The following is a 15,048-nucleotide window of genomic DNA, read 5'->3' on the forward strand; positions in this document are numbered from 1 at the left end:
TGTTTTTTTGTTTTGTTTTATTTATATTATAAAGTGAGCTGACCGAATGGTCAAAGTTCTGGCGAAAGGGTGAATCTGAAAATGAAAGAATTAGATGAAATGATCAGCCGCTTGCGAAACAGAGGAATTAAAGTCGAAAAGGTGAAATATCCGAAAAAGACAATTTGTGAAAAGAAATGGGTTCATCAATGCCAAAAACCGCTGAAAGCAAACTACAGAGATTTTAACGGCTATTCCTTCACATAAAAAAAGACTGCAATGAAACACTACAGTCTACTTTGGTATGATAATTCGGTAGATTACACCCGATTGGTCATTTTCAATTGAAATTGATGCTTTATGCAGGGTTAAAATCCGTTTTACGATGCTGAGTCCTATGCCGAACTCGCCTTTCTTCCCTTTATTAAAAGGCTCGTACAAGCTGGATAGCATCTCATCCTCAATCGGAGGCCCGTCATTTTTAACCGTCATGACAATCTGCTGCTGATTTTGGCTGATCCGAATGTGAATCGCCGTTTCTGCATAGCGGATTTGATTTTCGAGAATGTTTTCAAGAAGTTTGCTCCATTGTTCCGGATCACCGGGCATCATTAATGCATCTTCTGTTTCAACGGTCCACGATAATTCCTTCCGGGCCCATTTGAGCCGTTCAATGACTTCTTCCGTGACCTTCACAATGTCAAATGTCTCATGGTGCACCCGCTGCTTCATTAAATAATCAAGCTTCGTTAAATATAATAAATCCTTAATTTTCTTCTCAAGTTTTTCTGCTTCGCCTTCAATGACATCAATTGTGGTTTCCAGATCCCCCTTAGGAAAAATCCCGTCCTTTATTGATTGAGTATAGCCCCTTATCACCATGACAGGCGTTTTTAAATCATGAGAGATATTTTGCAGGAGCGTTCTTTCCGTTTCGTCTTTTTGCACCAGCTTGCTCCGCATGTCTTCAATGGTATGGCCTAATTTTCCGATTTCGTCTTTTCTGTCGACGATGACCGGATCATCCCAATCCTGTTTTGAAATCCGTTTGACATGCTTCTCTAAGGAAACGAGCGGGCGCGAGAGATATTTGGCAAGCCAAATCGCCGGAATCCAGCTTAACAAAATCACGCCGGCAATGATAAAGAGCAGCTGCTTGAACAGGGTGAATGCCAGATCATCACGATAAGAATCAAGGGCGTAAGACAGCATCATCGCATCCTGGCCGTTAATGGTGAGGCCTTTTTTAATGACGAAAAACACTTTTTCACCGCTGATGTCCGCGCTGTATCGTTTCGTGACGCTGTGCTGGCGGCCCGCGAGCTTGTACACCTTATGGATAAAGGAAGAAGAAAAGTAGTTCAAGTCTTTGTCACTGGCCGATTCCTCCCGTTCCGGCAGAAGAACGTGCTGAACGGATCGGAAAGTCGTCGGCGCGGTCGCATCCTCGCTGTAATATCCCCGCTCGATCGATCCGGGCAGCCGGTACTCCGTCAGTACATGCTGTTCATTTTCAATGGTCGTATACGTTTCATCCGTGAAAAAATTACGCAGCGTATTTGAGAACAGCACGAGAAGCAGAATCGAAATGGCTAAGAGGATGCCTGAGATGACCACCCATATTTGAAAAGCAAGCGGCTTATTTTTCATGACGTCATCATCCTGTAGCCGAATCCGTAAATGGTTTCAACCTTTAACCCGGGCATTTTTTTCCGCAGCCTCCGCACAAGATCATCGACCACCCGGTCAGTGCCGAAATAATCATGGCCCCATATATTCAGCAGGATATCTTCTCTGGAAAAGGGGTGTCCTTTATGGTGAAGAAATAAAAGCAGCAGATCAAATTCCTTAGACGTCAAATTGACCAGGCTGCCGGTTTCATCATAAACCTCTCGGGCATCTTCGATCACATTGTAGGAAGAAACGGTGATGCCGGTTTTCTTTGCGGCGGGCTGTTCTTTATACACGAGCTCGAGCAGCTTCTGGACCCGTATAATAAGTTCTCTCGGCAAAAAAGGCTTGGCGATATAATCATTGCTTCCAAGCTCTAACCCGAGGACTCTGTCAATATCGGCATCCCGCGCGGAAATGAAAATAACCGGCACATCGGGATCTTTTTCTTTTATTTCTTTTATCAATGTATAGCCGTCCGTATCTGGAAGCATGATGTCAAGAATCCACAAGTGGGGAGACGGCTGCATCTGCTTTCTGGCATCTTCGCCTTTTGTGAAAGATGTAATGTTCCAGCCTTCATTCTCTAAATATTTTGTGAGCAGTTCATTCAGGTTATCCTCATCTTCAACTAGATAAATGGTGTATGACAAGGCATTTCACATCCTTTCAACGTCATTATACTAGTTTTAACATACTCAAGCCGCATTTTCATAATTTCACATATTCTTTTCATTTTTATCCCACAATGTTTGTTTATGATGTGTATAAGGGAAGAAAGGAAGAAAAAAAGCGGGGAAGATAACATGTTCAAACACATTTTGTTTTGGAGCTTTGCTTTTCTCCTTATTATTGGGACAATAGAACTTGTACATGCGATGAATATGTAATCGATAGAATGAAAACATGCTGAAGGAGTGTGCGTGAATATGAATGATCATCGAGATGACGGCAGAAGCCGCGATCAGTCAGATCTTTCACATACGGAACAAAACAGAAATGAACAGCAGCAGATCAGCCATCAGGAGCCCGAGCTGCTCGAAGGGCCCGTCTCGAAAGAAGCGGAAAACGAGACGGCGGCCGGTACGGAATTTGAAAAAACGGCTGCCGTGAAAAAAGAAAAAAAACGGAGAGCCGCTTGGCTGAGCCCGATTTTAGGCGGCATTATCGGCGGCGGCCTCGTGCTTGGCATTGTGCCGAACCTGCCGGGTGAGCAGCATAAGACAGAAGCCGTTTCTGATACGAAACAAGTTCAGTCTTCGAATTTTACGTCAACGCCTTTGAAAAATACCTCAAGCGTAGCGGATATGGTGGAAGACTTGGAGCCCGCGATTGTCGGAGTGTCCAACTACCAAGCTTCGCAAAGCAGCCAGTTCGGACTTGACGGCGGTTCAAGCTCTGAAACGGAGAGCGGCACGGGGTCAGGCGTCATCTTCAAAAAAGACGGCGAAAAAGCGTACATCATTACAAACAATCATGTCGTAGAAGGTGCGAACAAACTGTCGGTCACTCTTTACAATGGGAAAACCGAAACGGCGAAGCTTGTCGGAAAGGATGCCATCAGTGACTTGGCTGTATTGGAAATCAGCTCGTCCAATGTCAAAAAAGCGGCCAGCTTCGGGGATTCCTCCAAGCTCCGCATTGCCGATAAAGTGATTGCCATCGGCAACCCGCTCGGCCAGCAGTTTTCCGGCACCGTCACACAAGGTGTCATCAGCGGGCTGAACAGAACGGTAGACGCCGATACATCCCAAGGCACAGTGGAAATGAACGTGATTCAGACGGATGCGGCGATTAACCCCGGAAACAGCGGCGGCCCGTTAATCAACTCAAGCGGCCAAGTTATCGGGATCAACAGCATGAAAGTCAGTGAAAACGGCGTGGAGTCACTCGGCTTTGCCATTCCGAGCAATGATGTAGAACCGATAGTCGACCAGCTGCTTGCAAAAGGAAAAGTCGAGCGCCCATTTTTAGGTGTGCAGATGATTGACATGGCGCAAGTGCCGGAAACTTATCAGGAAAACACGCTCGGACTGTTCGGCGACCAGCTGTCTAAGGGTGTTTACGTAAAAGAAGTGCAGTCCGGCTCGCCGGCTGCGAAAGCGGGCATCAAATCAAATGACGTCATTGTACAATTGAACGGCAAAGATGTCGGCAGCAGCGCCGATATCAGACAGATCTTATATAACCAGCTGAAAATCGGCGATAAAACGACTGTTCAAGTTCTCAGAAACGGAAGCAAAAAGACGCTGAACGTCACATTAACGAAACAAACCGAAAGCGCAAGCTGAACGCATAAAAAAAGCTGAACCTGCAACTGAGGTTCAGCTTTTTTCGTTATTCTCCCAAGTAGGCTGACAGCATCCACACATGCTTGTCCGCTTCTTCAACTAATCCGACAAACAGGTCGGCAGTTGACGGGTCATTTTGTTCCTCGGCGATGCCGATGACAAATTTTGATTCGCGGCTGATTTGTTTATAGTCTTGAACCAGTGATTCCACCATTTCAGAAGCCGTTTTTTCCTGGCCTTCATCCGTAATGGAAGCTTGTTCAAGGTAAGTGTGTAAAGTCGCCGCAGGCTGTCCTCCGATGGCCAGAAGTCGCTCTGCGATGGCATCCGCCGTTTCCGCCGCTTCGTTATACAGCTCTTCAAATTTTTCATGAAGCGTAAAGAAATGAGGGCCTTTTACATACCAATGGAAGCGGTGCAGTTTAGAGTAAAGGATAAACCAGTTTGATAATTGTGTGTTCATTGATTTCTCAACAAGAGTTTCAGTTTTTTTCGCGTTTTGTGTATTCATATTCATCGTCCTCCCTGTGATCTGATAATTTAATTATATCACGTATTAAATAAAAATCAATACTAAATTATAATAATTATAATTTAGGTTTAAGTGAACAGCTTTTTCTTTATAATCGATTCCCAGGCGGACCACGGAAAGAGTGAGCGGAAAGCCAATGTCAGCTTAACGCCCCTGCCGATCGGATACCGCAGTTTCTTCAGCCGTTTCCTTTGTGCCAATTGATAAATCAGCTCCGCTACGTCATCAGGATCGCCGCTTTTGGATGCGTTGGCTTTGAAGTAAGCTTCGATTTGCTGATAATAGCGGTAATAAGGCGAATCTTTGCCGGGTGCCGTAAGATGATTGGAGAGAGATGTCTCCCATATAGACGTTTTGTAGGAGCCCGGTTCTATTAAAGCGGCATCAATTCCTAAAGGCAGCAGTTCGAGGCGCAGGCTCTCTGTAAACCCTTCAACCGCGAATTTGGAAGAGACATACGGAGATAGAGCCGGGAAACCGGTCAGTCCGCTGATACTGCTGATATTGAAGATTTTCGCCCCGCTATGTTTTCGCATATAAGGCAGCACGGTTTTTGTGACGTGAATCAGACCGAATACATTTGATTCATACTGCTGTCTGTAATGTTCCATCAGCACATCGTCAATAAACCCCCCGTACGCAGTGCCGGCGTTATTGACGAGCAGGTCAATCGGTCCGAAACCGCTGATGGTGTTCCCGAAGTCAGACACCGACTGCTCATTTGTCACATCTAAAGAAACGACCGTAACATGTTCGGATGCACCCGCTTGAGCGGCGGCCTCTTTCAGTATTTCAGCTTTCTCCGGCTGTCTGGCTGTTGCGATGACGTGATAAGACCGGGCGAGCTTCAGCGCTGTCAGCAGCCCGAATCCGCTCGTCGCGCCGGTTACAATGGCAATTTTTCTGTTCATCTTATAATCCTCCCCGTTTGTTCTTATCTCATAGTGTATAACATCTCGCGGAAAGAAGGAGAAATCGTTCGGAAATATGTCAGAATTGTTTTATAATGGAGTCAGCTTCGGATAGAAAGGGGTAAAGAAAAGATGGCATTAGAGGGATTGAAGGAAACATGGGATTTAAACTCCATTTTTGAGGGCGGGAGCCGGTCGGAAGAGTTTCAGCAATACATACAAGAGCTCAAAAAGCATCTAAGCGCTTTTCAACATGCGGTTGAAGCGTTTACAGTTCCGACGCATGCGGATGAAAGCCGGGAGATGATCAATCTGATTGATAGGTTTGAACGGTCAGCGATCATGATCAGGCAGGCGGGAGCGTTCGTCGGCTGTCTTCAGGCTCAGAACACTCATGATCAGAAAGCGAATGAATGGAGGGCGCGGATCAATCAGCTGAGCAGTGATTTTAAATCCGCTCTGGTCACCCTTGACGATACACTTGCCCGGATTGACGAGCCGGTCTGGGAGGAGCTGCTGCAAAAACCGGAACTTCAGGATCTCACATATGTTTTAAATGAGAGAAGAGATCGTGTCAAAGAGAAGCTCAGCGCTTCAGAAGAAAGGCTGATTGAAGGCCTGGCCGTTGACGGCTATCACGCATGGGGCGACCTGTATAATGCGGCTGTCGGCAGAATGAAGATTCCGTTTGAGGATAAAGAGCTGTCGGTCGGCCAAGCGGAAAATATGATGGCGCACCCGGACCGCCGCATCAGACATCAAGTGTTCAAAGAGCTTAATGAAGCGTGGAAAGGAGAAGAGGAGCTTTTCGGCAGCACGCTGAACCATCTGGCCGGCTTCCGCACGGAAATCTATAAAGCGCGGGGCTGGAAAAGCGCTTTGGAAGAGCCGCTTGCGATCAACCGGATGAAAAAAGAAACGCTGGATGTCATGTGGCAGGTCATTACCGATCATAAAAAGCCTTTTGCCGAATACCTGAATCGAAAGGCGTCTCTTTTAGGGCTTGAGCGGCTGAACTGGTATGATGTGGACGCGCCGATCGGCGAGGCTCCGAAAGAATATACATATGATGAAGCGGCCAATCTGATCGTCAGCCAATTTTCGACGTTTGGCAAAAAGCTGTCCGCATTTACGGAAAAAGCGTTCCGTGATCGGTGGATAGAAGCGGAAGACCGCAGCGGCAAACGGGTCGGCGGTTTCTGCACCAGCTTTCCCGACAGCGGAGAATCCCGGATTTTTATGACGTTTTCCGGAAGCGCTTCGAATGTATCGACGCTGGCGCATGAGCTCGGTCACGCGTTCCATCAGGAGGCCATGCTTCAAGTGCGGCAGCTGAACAGAGCCTACGCTATGAATGTGGCTGAAACAGCCTCGACCTTTGCGGAAATGATCGTCGCCGACGCCGCTTTGAAACAAGCGGAGACAAAGGATGAAAAGGTGTTCTTGCTTGAAGATAAAATTCAAAGAAGCGTAGCCATGTTTATGAATATTCATGCGAGATTTTTATTTGAAACGCGTTTTTATGAAGAGCGCAAGCAGGGCGTCGTTCCGGCTGAGAAACTGAATGAACTGATGGAAGCGGCGCAGAAAGAAGCATTTTGCGATTCATTAGGGGAATACCACCCTCATTTCTGGGCGTCAAAACTGCATTTTCATATTACGGGAGTGCCGTTTTACAACTTTCCGTATACGTTCGGTTATTTATTTTCGCTTGGAATATATGCAAGAGCTCTTCGGGAAAAAGCGGATTTTGAAGAAAAATATATCGCGCTTTTGTGTGACACGGCTTCGATGACTGTTGAGGATTTGGCGATGAAGCACCTTGGAGCGGATCTGACGGAACGGTCGTTTTGGGAAGACGCGGTCCGCCTTGCCGTACAGGATGTGCGGGAATTTTTAGAGCTGACTGAATGATAATCTTGAGATGAACCGGCCGGAGTGTTACCGCTCCGGTTCTTTTTTTTAAATGAATGACAGCCGCCTCCCTTGGAAATACCTAAAAACGATCGGAATGGAATGGGAGTGAATCGCATGAAATGGTTCAGGACGGCGGGCGTTTTATGTCTTACGCTGATGCTGATTGCCGGCTGCCGATTGAATGAAGAAAAACGGGAAGCGGAACAAGACAGCACACCCGTGTCATCCGCGAAGCCGGTTCCTTACAGCAGCTTTTCCCTTCGCGTCAGCTACGGACCCGGAGAGCATAACCGCTATGAAGGTTTGTATGAAAGTAAAGGCGGTCATGAAAAGGCTGACATCCGGGACAAGCTCTCAGGGGTTCACAGAGAGGGCGAGGAAGCGCTTGATGAAATGAAGATGATCCTTGGAGAACTTGCTGTAAACAGCCGGATGCAGGAAAGCGAGGTCGTCCGGCAGGTGCTCTCGGCTTTTAATTTGGACAGCCGCTATGACCATTTTTATTTGAAACTGAAAAAGAACGACGGAGAAATGACGGAAATAAAAAAATAACTGCCGCCCGCTGCTTTTTTGCCCAAAACTAATTGATAATGATATTCAGAGTCATTAATTTCTGTTACAATATAATCATGATCTCACGTTGAATGTTTAGGCAATTTGTTTATATACATAGTGTTGGGAAACTCAAAAAAGGAGCGGTTAGCGGTATGAGTGCAATTTCTACAGAGACGCTGAGCTTAGGGTACGGAGAAACTGTTATCATTGACGAATTGGATGTCGCGATTCCAAAAGGCGAAATCACTGTATTGATCGGAAGCAACGGCTGCGGAAAATCGACGCTTTTACGTTCATTGGCCCGGCTGATGAAACCGAGGGGCGGTACTGTGCTTTTAGAAGGAAAAGCCATCGCTAAGCTTCCGACGAAGGAAGTGGCAAGAGAGCTCGCTATTTTGCCGCAGAGTCCGTCAGCTCCCGAAGGCCTGACGGTGCATCAGCTTGTGAAGCAGGGAAGATACCCTTATCAAAGCTGGCTGAAGCAATGGTCCAAAGAGGACGAAGACGCAGTGGCAAAAGCGCTTAAAGCGACGAAGCTTGAGGAAATGGCCGACCGTCCGGTGGATTCCTTGTCAGGCGGACAGCGCCAGCGCGCATGGATTGCGATGACACTCGCTCAGGATACGGATATCATTCTGCTTGACGAGCCGACAACCTATCTCGACATGACGCATCAAATTGAAATTCTTGATTTGCTGTTTGAATTAAATGAAAAAGAAAAACGCACAATCGTCATGGTGCTGCACGACCTCAATCTGGCATGCCGTTATGCCCATTATCTGGTCGCCATTAAGGATAAACAGATTTACGCAGAGGGCCGTCCCGAAGAAGTCATCACTTGCGAGCTTGTACAGCAGGTCTTTGCGATGAACTGCCAGGTAACGCAAGACCCGCTGTTCGGCACGCCGCTTTGCATTCCGCACGGACGCGGCAGATGTATCGTGCAGGAAGCGGCCCTCACCGCCCGATTGTCATAATCATGAAAAAGGGAAGGGAACGGTATGGAAGAGAAACTGCAGCAGCAGCTGGACGGCCTGCTTGAGAAATACACGGAACTATTGCTTGGCGAAACAAACCCGGATGTAAAGGAAGAAGTCAGGCAGTGGATTTTGTATACACATATCGCAAAAAGCATGCCTCCGCTCGTCAAACATTGGAATCAATCCTACCCGGACGCCAAAGAGGGCATCAAAGCTGCGATACAGCATATTAAACAGCTCAATGAAGCACACAGAAAAAAACAATAAAAAAGCTTTCGGCATCAAAGAGAGGTGCCGGAAGCTTTTTTTGCTGAAAAGGAATCAATAAAGGCGCCGTTTAATTCATAGCGAAGAACTTTAATGTAACTAATGCACCCGTTTGTTAACGTATATTTCTTCCGCTTGCTGAACCAAGAAAAAAGGACCGCCGCAGCAATCCCTTTCTCTCTTTCCTATATATCACATTTCCTTTCGGATACGTAATAACTCTTCAAATGCTTTTATATTTGTATCAAAATTGGGCACTGTTTGAGATTCCTCGGCACATTTGACTTGTGCTACAACCAAATCATGAAAAGGTGTTGAAATGCCCGTACCTTCTGCCATTTTGGGAATAACTCCATTAATATAATCAATTTCAGTTTTGCGTTTTTTCTCAAGATCCTGGAGCATACTTGCTCTTAGCAGCCTAGATGGTGCCATGGCTGACCTAAAAGTTTGGATACGTTCAGGAATATCATTTTCACTTCTTAATTCCAAAGATTCTAAATCAAGGCCGCCCATTTTCGCAAATTTGACACCATTGGCGTGTCCAACCTTAATCGTCTCATCTGCGATATGGACTGCACTAACAATGCCGATTTCATGGTCAAGAATGTCTCCGTATTCTCCGTTTAATGCTGCCGATAAACCACTGAATGCATTATTGATAAGTAATTTTGACCACTTCGTTCCAACTAAATTATCGGAAATATGTGTTCCGCCGATAAGGTCTAAAACCGATTTAATACGCTGGATTCTTTCTGTTGTTTCACCATGTAATTCTCCAATTTGAAAAGCGTACTCTTTAAATTGAGTATACTCAGTTGTAAGTCTGGATACGCCCGGCTCAATAAACGTAGCACCAAATTCAACAGAACCTGCAATAACACGTTCATCACCAACGATCGAAGCAACTTTCTGTTCAGGTATACCGTTTTGCAAGGAACATACTACACTGTCATCCTTTAAAAAAGGCAGCAACTCTTTAAGAATGGAGTCATTATATAATTGTTTCGTCAGAAGTAATATGAAATCATACTTGCCTGACTTGTTTTCAGGGGTAATGGCTTTTACCTTTGCCTGAAATGCCGTTGTACCAACTACTTTAGCACCTATTTGATTTAGAGTATCTACATGTTCTTTGTATGAATCAATCAATTCGACATCCATTCCGCCAGCAGACAGATATGCTCCAACTATGGTTCCTAAAGAACCTGCTCCTAAAACTGCAATTCTCATTGTCAACGCTCCTTATTTTTCCTCTAAGTAGTTATAAACCGGCTGTGCTGCATTTAAGGTTAGATCCGTAATAATATGAGATGCTGAAACGACTTCTAATACAGGCAAATCTGCAAGAGGTGCCAGAGCATGTTCAAATAATTGAAGCCGCGCCGGTCCAGTCCAGGCACCTTTAACTTCTATATTCGTTATTTGCGTCCGCACCAAATCACAAACCCTTAAATCACCATTGTAATCAGTAGCAATCTTAACCATAAAATTAGGTCGGCAAATTTCCCTTTTCGCTTTTTCCTTGTCCATTTCGAAATGTTTGTATCCCATAGTGGCAGTTGCCACACGAAGACTGCCATAATCCAATGTGCCAACAAGAGTATCAGAGTCTATATACAGCTTAGGGGCACCCAATTTCTTTGGATATGCAGTAAGTTCCCGTCCGCTTGCAATAGCCGGGAAATTGTCAACATACATAGAATGTACATAATCTCCTTCTTCACCATTAAAGCTGACAGGGATGACTTGTCCTGCCTCTGTATAGGCACCAAGTCCGGAAACATCGGGCATCCACATGACTTCGAATTTCACTAAAGGTTCAGTAATTTGAAGAGGTTCCGGCACTGCCGCACGTAAAGCTTTTTCATCCGTTCGGTAAATAATATTTAAATATTCACGGTTAACAAATTTATAATTTGGGATAGGATAAGCAGGGGCTGTTAGTGGCGTACTTAAATTTTTTGCTATATCTTTCACATCAATTTTCATTGAATGACACCCTTTCCTTTTCTTTAACTATGCTATTATCTTACATTCGCATTTACATTTAATCCAATACATAATAAGGTATATATATATTTATTGAAATAAATGAGGGGGTGCAGACAGATGGAATTGCTGCAGCTAAAATACTTTCAGACAGTTGCCTATACTGAACATATTTCTAAAGCAGCAGAACAATTAAAGATTGCCCAGCCTTCTTTAAGTCTCACTATAAAAAGACTTGAGAATGAACTGGGAACAACCTTGTTTGAGAGAAAAGGCAGAAATATTAAGCTGAGTTCAGCAGGGAAAATTCTTTTAAAACATGTAAACAGGATTTTTACTGAGATTGAAAATGCACAAACGGAAATTCAATTGGAGGAACATCAAATTTCTGGCACCATCAGAATATCTATTTCCAATCCAAGATTCCTTGCAGGACTGATGAGTGAATATATCAACCGCTCTCCTCAATCAAAAATTCTCCAAGCAATCGGAGTTAAAAGCGAGATCATAACAAGTTTAAAAAAAGGGGACATTGATTTAGGAATAACAGGTCATCCGATTCAAGATGAAGAGATAGAGAGTTGTGTGCTGGTAAATGAAGATATCGTTCTGGCTTTGCCCTCAAACCACCGATTTACGGGTAAAACTGAAATTTCTTTACGTCTTGTCGCCGATGAACCATTTATTACCCTTGCTAATAATGAAGAGTATAGAGGTTTCACAGCCTCGCTTTGTGAGAAAGCTGGTTTCACCCCAAATATTGCATTTGAGGCAGATTCTCATTTACTGGTCGAGATTATAAAGCTGGATCAAGGTGTGGCGTTGCTTCCTATTTCAGTTTGCAGAACATTGGGGCTGAATTTTATAAAAGTGACTGATCACTCTGCTTCATATCCAGTCGGCTTATCTTGGATGAGACATAAGCTATTATCTTCTTCGGTAAGAAATTTTCGTGACTTTATTATGTCGTACTATAAAGATAACTATGAAATGTTTAAGGTTTATTAAAGAATTCCATCACTATTTTTTTGAATTTTCACCCCCCATTTCCAATGAGGCGGAAGACTGGTCATTCCCAGATGATATAAAAAAATCCCGCGGCATCCGCGGGATTTTTCTTTGTTAAACGGCTTTCGCCTTTTCTTCTTGTTTGCCTGTCTTTTTATTTGTCAGCTTAATTGATTTAACAAACAGCGTGAGGATCAATCCGGCAGCGATAAAGGCCAGGCCTGTGAAAAACACGCTGTGAAGCGAATCCATCAGTGACGTTTTCAAAACCGGCACGATATGGGAAGAAAATGCGGCCGGAATCTGCTTAATCGATTCCTGGCTGAACAAGGATTGAAGCAGCCCTTCAGGATTCTTGTCAATCATACCTTTAAACTGGGCGGCAAAGGCACTTGCCTGTTTCGGGAGTGAGTCTAAGTAAGGCACCAGTCTGTCGGTTAAAAGGCTTCCTGATCTGGCATTCATGACAGCGCCGAGCACCGTAATACCGAACGTTCCCCCGATCATCCGGAAAAATTGGCTTGAAGAGGTCACAACACCCAGCTCTTCTTTTGAAAACGTTTCTTGCAGAGCGAGTGTGAGAAGCGGCATGACGAGCCCCATTCCCAGACCGATCACGGCCATATAGCATGTAGCCGCGAGCTTGCTTGTATCCAGCTGTAAGGTTGTTAATAAGAAGAAGCCGACGGCCATGATCAGCATGCCGATCATGATTTGCGGTTTAATACCGATCTTATAAACCAGCTGGCCTCCGATAATACTTGTGATAATCATAGATACCATCATCGGCGTCATAATCGTGCCGGACGCGGTGGCGCTGACTCCGATAATTCCCTGCATAAAGAAAGGAACGAACGTAACGGCGCCGAACATGCCGATACTCATGAAAAAGCCGATCAGATTCAGTACGGTAAACGTTCTGTTTTTAAACAGGTACATCGGCAGAATCGGCTCTTTTGCTTTGATTTCAGCGAAAATGAATCCGACAATCCCGGCAAGTGCAAGCGCGAAGAGACCGAGAATCTGCCAAGAGCCCCATGCGTAATCCTTTCCTCCGAAGCTGAGCGCGAGGAGGAGGCTGACGATTCCGACGATCATTGTGAAAATGCCGGCGATGTCAAAGTTAATCGGCCCGGTCTGTTTTCTGCCTTGAAGTCCTCTTGCGATAAAGATCACGGCTAAAATTCCGACAGGCAGGTTGATATAGAAAACCCATTTCCAATTTAATGAGTCAACAATCCAGCCCCCGATTTGCGGGCCGATCACGGAAGCAAGCCCGTAAATCGCCCCGAAAAGCCCTTGGAACTTGGCACGCTGTTTCCCTGTGAACAAATCCCCGATGACGATCATAGCCATCGGCATCATGACACCGCCGCCGATTCCCTGAAGTCCGCGGAAAATAATCAGTTCCGTCATGTTGCTGGCCATTCCGCACAGTGCGGAAGCTCCCATAAAAATCAATAAACCTGACACATAGACGACGCGGCGCCCCAATAAATCTGCAAGTTTCCCCGCAATCGGAACGATCGTCGTCGAAGTTAAAAGATATGCTGTGGTCAGCCACGTCATCATGCTTAATCCCCCGAGGTCACCCACGATTTTAGGAATCGCCGTTCCTACGATGGTGCCGTCAAGGGCTGAGAAAAACATGGCGATGATTAAGCCGGTTATTAATAATGTGCGTTTTGGATCTTTCTTTTCAATGCTCATGTTTCGGCAGCTCCTCTTTTCTATTCGTTTTCTTTTTGCTCAGCCGCGTATTTCTCGGCGGCTTCCGCTACTTTGCGGATGATGTTCACGGACTGAATCAGTTCATCTTCAGTCAGAACGGATAGGTTTCGCGCCAGTATCGCTTTCCGTCCTTCCACAACATCTTCGAATTTTGTTTCGCCTTTTTTGGTGAGGCTGATGTCGATGACGCGTCTGTCCTGCTGGTTATGTTTGCGGACGATAAGTCCTTTTTGTTCGAGGCGGTCGGCCATCAGCGTCACTGCACTCGGCTTTACCTCCATGCGTTCCGCAATTTCGGAAACTTTGCAGCTCCCGTGTTTTTTCAGGCTGGCTAAAACAAATAATTGGGCAGGCGTCACCTCGTGTTTTGCCATGCTTTCCACCATTTCAGGCTGTATGTTTTGCAGCAGCGTCTGAAGAGATTTCTGGATGTCAGACACATATTGATCCGCGTTTTTCATAACTCCTCCTCATCTTGTTCCTTGAGAAAATAATTAACATTAGTTAAATATAAATAAGGATTAATGACAAGTCAATCTTTTTGTGCAAAAATAAAAAAAGGATTGATGCTTGTCGAAAACATCAAATCCTTCTTCGTTTTACTGCTGGTAGGGAGACTGCTGCTGAATGGTCTGCCGGAACTTCTGATACGATTGCTGAAGCTTTTGGGTATCGGCTGCTTCAATGGAATACCAGCCATTTTGAAACATCACATCGTATAATCTTCTTTGCGCTTTTTGTGACTCATCGAAAATCGCCTGAATATCTTGATAAAGAGACTCGTGGCTGAACTCGTGCAGGGCTGTGCAATATGAAGCCGTGATGTATTTTTCCGTTGTCAGCAGCTCATTCACCAAGTCTCGGTCATTCATTTGCGCCGTATTGGGCACGGCCGTTTGCGGATTCGTGATTTTTTGGTTTTGCTGTTCCATGTATTGTCCTCCTATTGCATATAGCCTGTTGTTGTCTGTCCGCCTTGATCGGGGTTCAAGCGGCCTAATATGTGCTGATAATGCTTCTGATGCATCCGGCCGATCTGATCAAGCTCTTGTTTTAACGTCTGATTCTGGCAGTGTTCCGCCATAAAATGCGCTTTTTTCATGGCAAGCAGATTCCAGTTCAGCATGTCCTCAAGATACAAATGGTCTTTCGTTGAGATGACGGCAGGCGGCAAGTTTCCGTGCTGCTCTTGATTGTTCATATAAACGCCTCCT

At 45.3% G+C, this 15,048-nt stretch carries 16 protein-coding genes and 1 pseudogene; 7 read left to right on the forward strand and 10 right to left on the reverse strand.

What is annotated here, in order from left to right; genetic code table 11:
* Positions 1-81 precede the first annotated feature (81 nt).
* Positions 82-246 carry an anti-adapter protein SpxO gene (gene spxO / locus AC1RRX_RS02475; protein ID WP_003151811.1) on the forward strand — a complete coding sequence of 55 codons (165 nt, stop codon included), beginning with the start codon at positions 82-84 and terminating at the stop codon, positions 244-246.
* A gap of 27 nt (positions 247-273) precedes the next feature.
* Here spxO and cssS read toward each other — a convergent pair whose 3' ends face one another.
* Positions 274-1,629: a two-component system sensor histidine kinase CssS gene (cssS, locus tag AC1RRX_RS02480; protein ID WP_007410068.1), complete on the reverse strand. Its 1,356-nt coding sequence runs from the start codon at positions 1,627-1,629 to the stop codon at positions 274-276.
* A complete protein-coding gene (cssR, locus tag AC1RRX_RS02485; RefSeq protein ID WP_032869720.1) occupies positions 1,626-2,303 on the reverse strand; it encodes a two-component system response regulator CssR in 678 nt (225 codons plus the stop codon). The genes cssS and cssR overlap by 4 nt, the downstream gene beginning before the upstream one ends.
* A gap of 276 nt (positions 2,304-2,579) precedes the next feature.
* Between cssR and AC1RRX_RS02490 the strand changes: the two genes are divergently transcribed.
* Positions 2,580-3,941 carry a S1C family serine protease gene (locus AC1RRX_RS02490; RefSeq protein ID WP_007410070.1) on the forward strand — a complete coding sequence of 454 codons (1,362 nt, stop codon included), beginning with the start codon at positions 2,580-2,582 and terminating at the stop codon, positions 3,939-3,941.
* Between the two features lie 46 nt (positions 3,942-3,987).
* On the opposite strand, the gene AC1RRX_RS02495 is transcribed toward AC1RRX_RS02490, so the two are convergent.
* Positions 3,988-4,452 carry a Dps family protein gene (locus AC1RRX_RS02495; RefSeq protein ID WP_007410071.1) on the reverse strand — a complete coding sequence of 155 codons (465 nt, stop codon included), beginning with the start codon at positions 4,450-4,452 and terminating at the stop codon, positions 3,988-3,990.
* Positions 4,453-4,541: 89 nt separating this feature from the next.
* Positions 4,542-5,384: an oxidoreductase gene (locus AC1RRX_RS02500; RefSeq protein ID WP_012118400.1), complete on the reverse strand. Its 843-nt coding sequence runs from the start codon at positions 5,382-5,384 to the stop codon at positions 4,542-4,544.
* Positions 5,385-5,516: 132 nt separating this feature from the next.
* Between AC1RRX_RS02500 and AC1RRX_RS02505 the strand changes: the two genes are divergently transcribed.
* From AC1RRX_RS02505 to AC1RRX_RS02520, 4 genes and pseudogenes are all read left to right on the forward strand, one after another.
* Complete coding sequence (locus AC1RRX_RS02505; protein WP_061581440.1) at positions 5,517-7,298, forward strand: M3 family oligoendopeptidase; 1,782 nt, start codon at positions 5,517-5,519, stop codon at positions 7,296-7,298.
* Positions 7,299-7,415: 117 nt separating this feature from the next.
* On the forward strand, positions 7,416-7,853 hold the full coding sequence (locus AC1RRX_RS02510) for a YusW family protein (protein WP_032867996.1): 438 nt from the start codon (positions 7,416-7,418) through the stop codon (positions 7,851-7,853).
* A 155-nt stretch (positions 7,854-8,008) separates the two neighbouring features.
* On the forward strand, positions 8,009-8,833 hold the full coding sequence (locus tag AC1RRX_RS02515) for an ABC transporter ATP-binding protein (protein WP_007410075.1): 825 nt from the start codon (positions 8,009-8,011) through the stop codon (positions 8,831-8,833).
* A 2-nt stretch (positions 8,834-8,835) separates the two neighbouring features.
* Positions 8,836-9,103: pseudogene (locus AC1RRX_RS02520) on the forward strand (YusU family protein).
* Between the two features lie 192 nt (positions 9,104-9,295).
* Here AC1RRX_RS02520 and AC1RRX_RS02525 read toward each other — a convergent pair.
* On the reverse strand, positions 9,296-10,336 hold the full coding sequence (locus tag AC1RRX_RS02525; RefSeq protein ID WP_144463915.1) for a ketopantoate reductase family protein: 1,041 nt from the start codon (positions 10,334-10,336) through the stop codon (positions 9,296-9,298).
* A 12-nt stretch (positions 10,337-10,348) separates the two neighbouring features.
* Positions 10,349-11,095 carry an acetoacetate decarboxylase gene (locus tag AC1RRX_RS02530; RefSeq protein ID WP_053104480.1) on the reverse strand — a complete coding sequence of 249 codons (747 nt, stop codon included), beginning with the start codon at positions 11,093-11,095 and terminating at the stop codon, positions 10,349-10,351.
* Positions 11,096-11,215: 120 nt separating this feature from the next.
* Between AC1RRX_RS02530 and AC1RRX_RS02535 the strand changes: the two genes are divergently transcribed.
* Positions 11,216-12,103, forward strand: a complete 888-nt coding sequence (locus tag AC1RRX_RS02535) for a LysR family transcriptional regulator (protein WP_061581442.1) — start codon at positions 11,216-11,218, stop codon at positions 12,101-12,103.
* 114 nt (positions 12,104-12,217) lie between these two features.
* Here the strand turns inward: AC1RRX_RS02535 and AC1RRX_RS02540 are convergent, their stop codons facing one another.
* The 4 genes from AC1RRX_RS02540 to AC1RRX_RS02555 all read right to left on the reverse strand — a co-directional run bounded on the left by AC1RRX_RS02540 (position 12,218) and on the right by AC1RRX_RS02555 (position 15,035).
* Positions 12,218-13,813 (reverse strand): MDR family MFS transporter, encoded by a 1,596-nt coding sequence (locus tag AC1RRX_RS02540; RefSeq protein WP_007410079.1) that lies wholly within the window; start codon positions 13,811-13,813, stop codon positions 12,218-12,220.
* A gap of 20 nt (positions 13,814-13,833) precedes the next feature.
* Positions 13,834-14,295, reverse strand: a complete 462-nt coding sequence (locus AC1RRX_RS02545; RefSeq protein WP_032868005.1) for a MarR family winged helix-turn-helix transcriptional regulator — start codon at positions 14,293-14,295, stop codon at positions 13,834-13,836.
* A 138-nt stretch (positions 14,296-14,433) separates the two neighbouring features.
* On the reverse strand, positions 14,434-14,766 hold the full coding sequence (locus AC1RRX_RS02550) for a spore coat protein (protein WP_144463916.1): 333 nt from the start codon (positions 14,764-14,766) through the stop codon (positions 14,434-14,436).
* An 11-nt stretch (positions 14,767-14,777) separates the two neighbouring features.
* On the reverse strand, positions 14,778-15,035 hold the full coding sequence (locus AC1RRX_RS02555) for a hypothetical protein (protein WP_015418171.1): 258 nt from the start codon (positions 15,033-15,035) through the stop codon (positions 14,778-14,780).
* Positions 15,036-15,048 lie beyond the last annotated feature (13 nt).

This window comes from Bacillus sp. GW821-FHT11D08 (assembly GCF_058808515.1).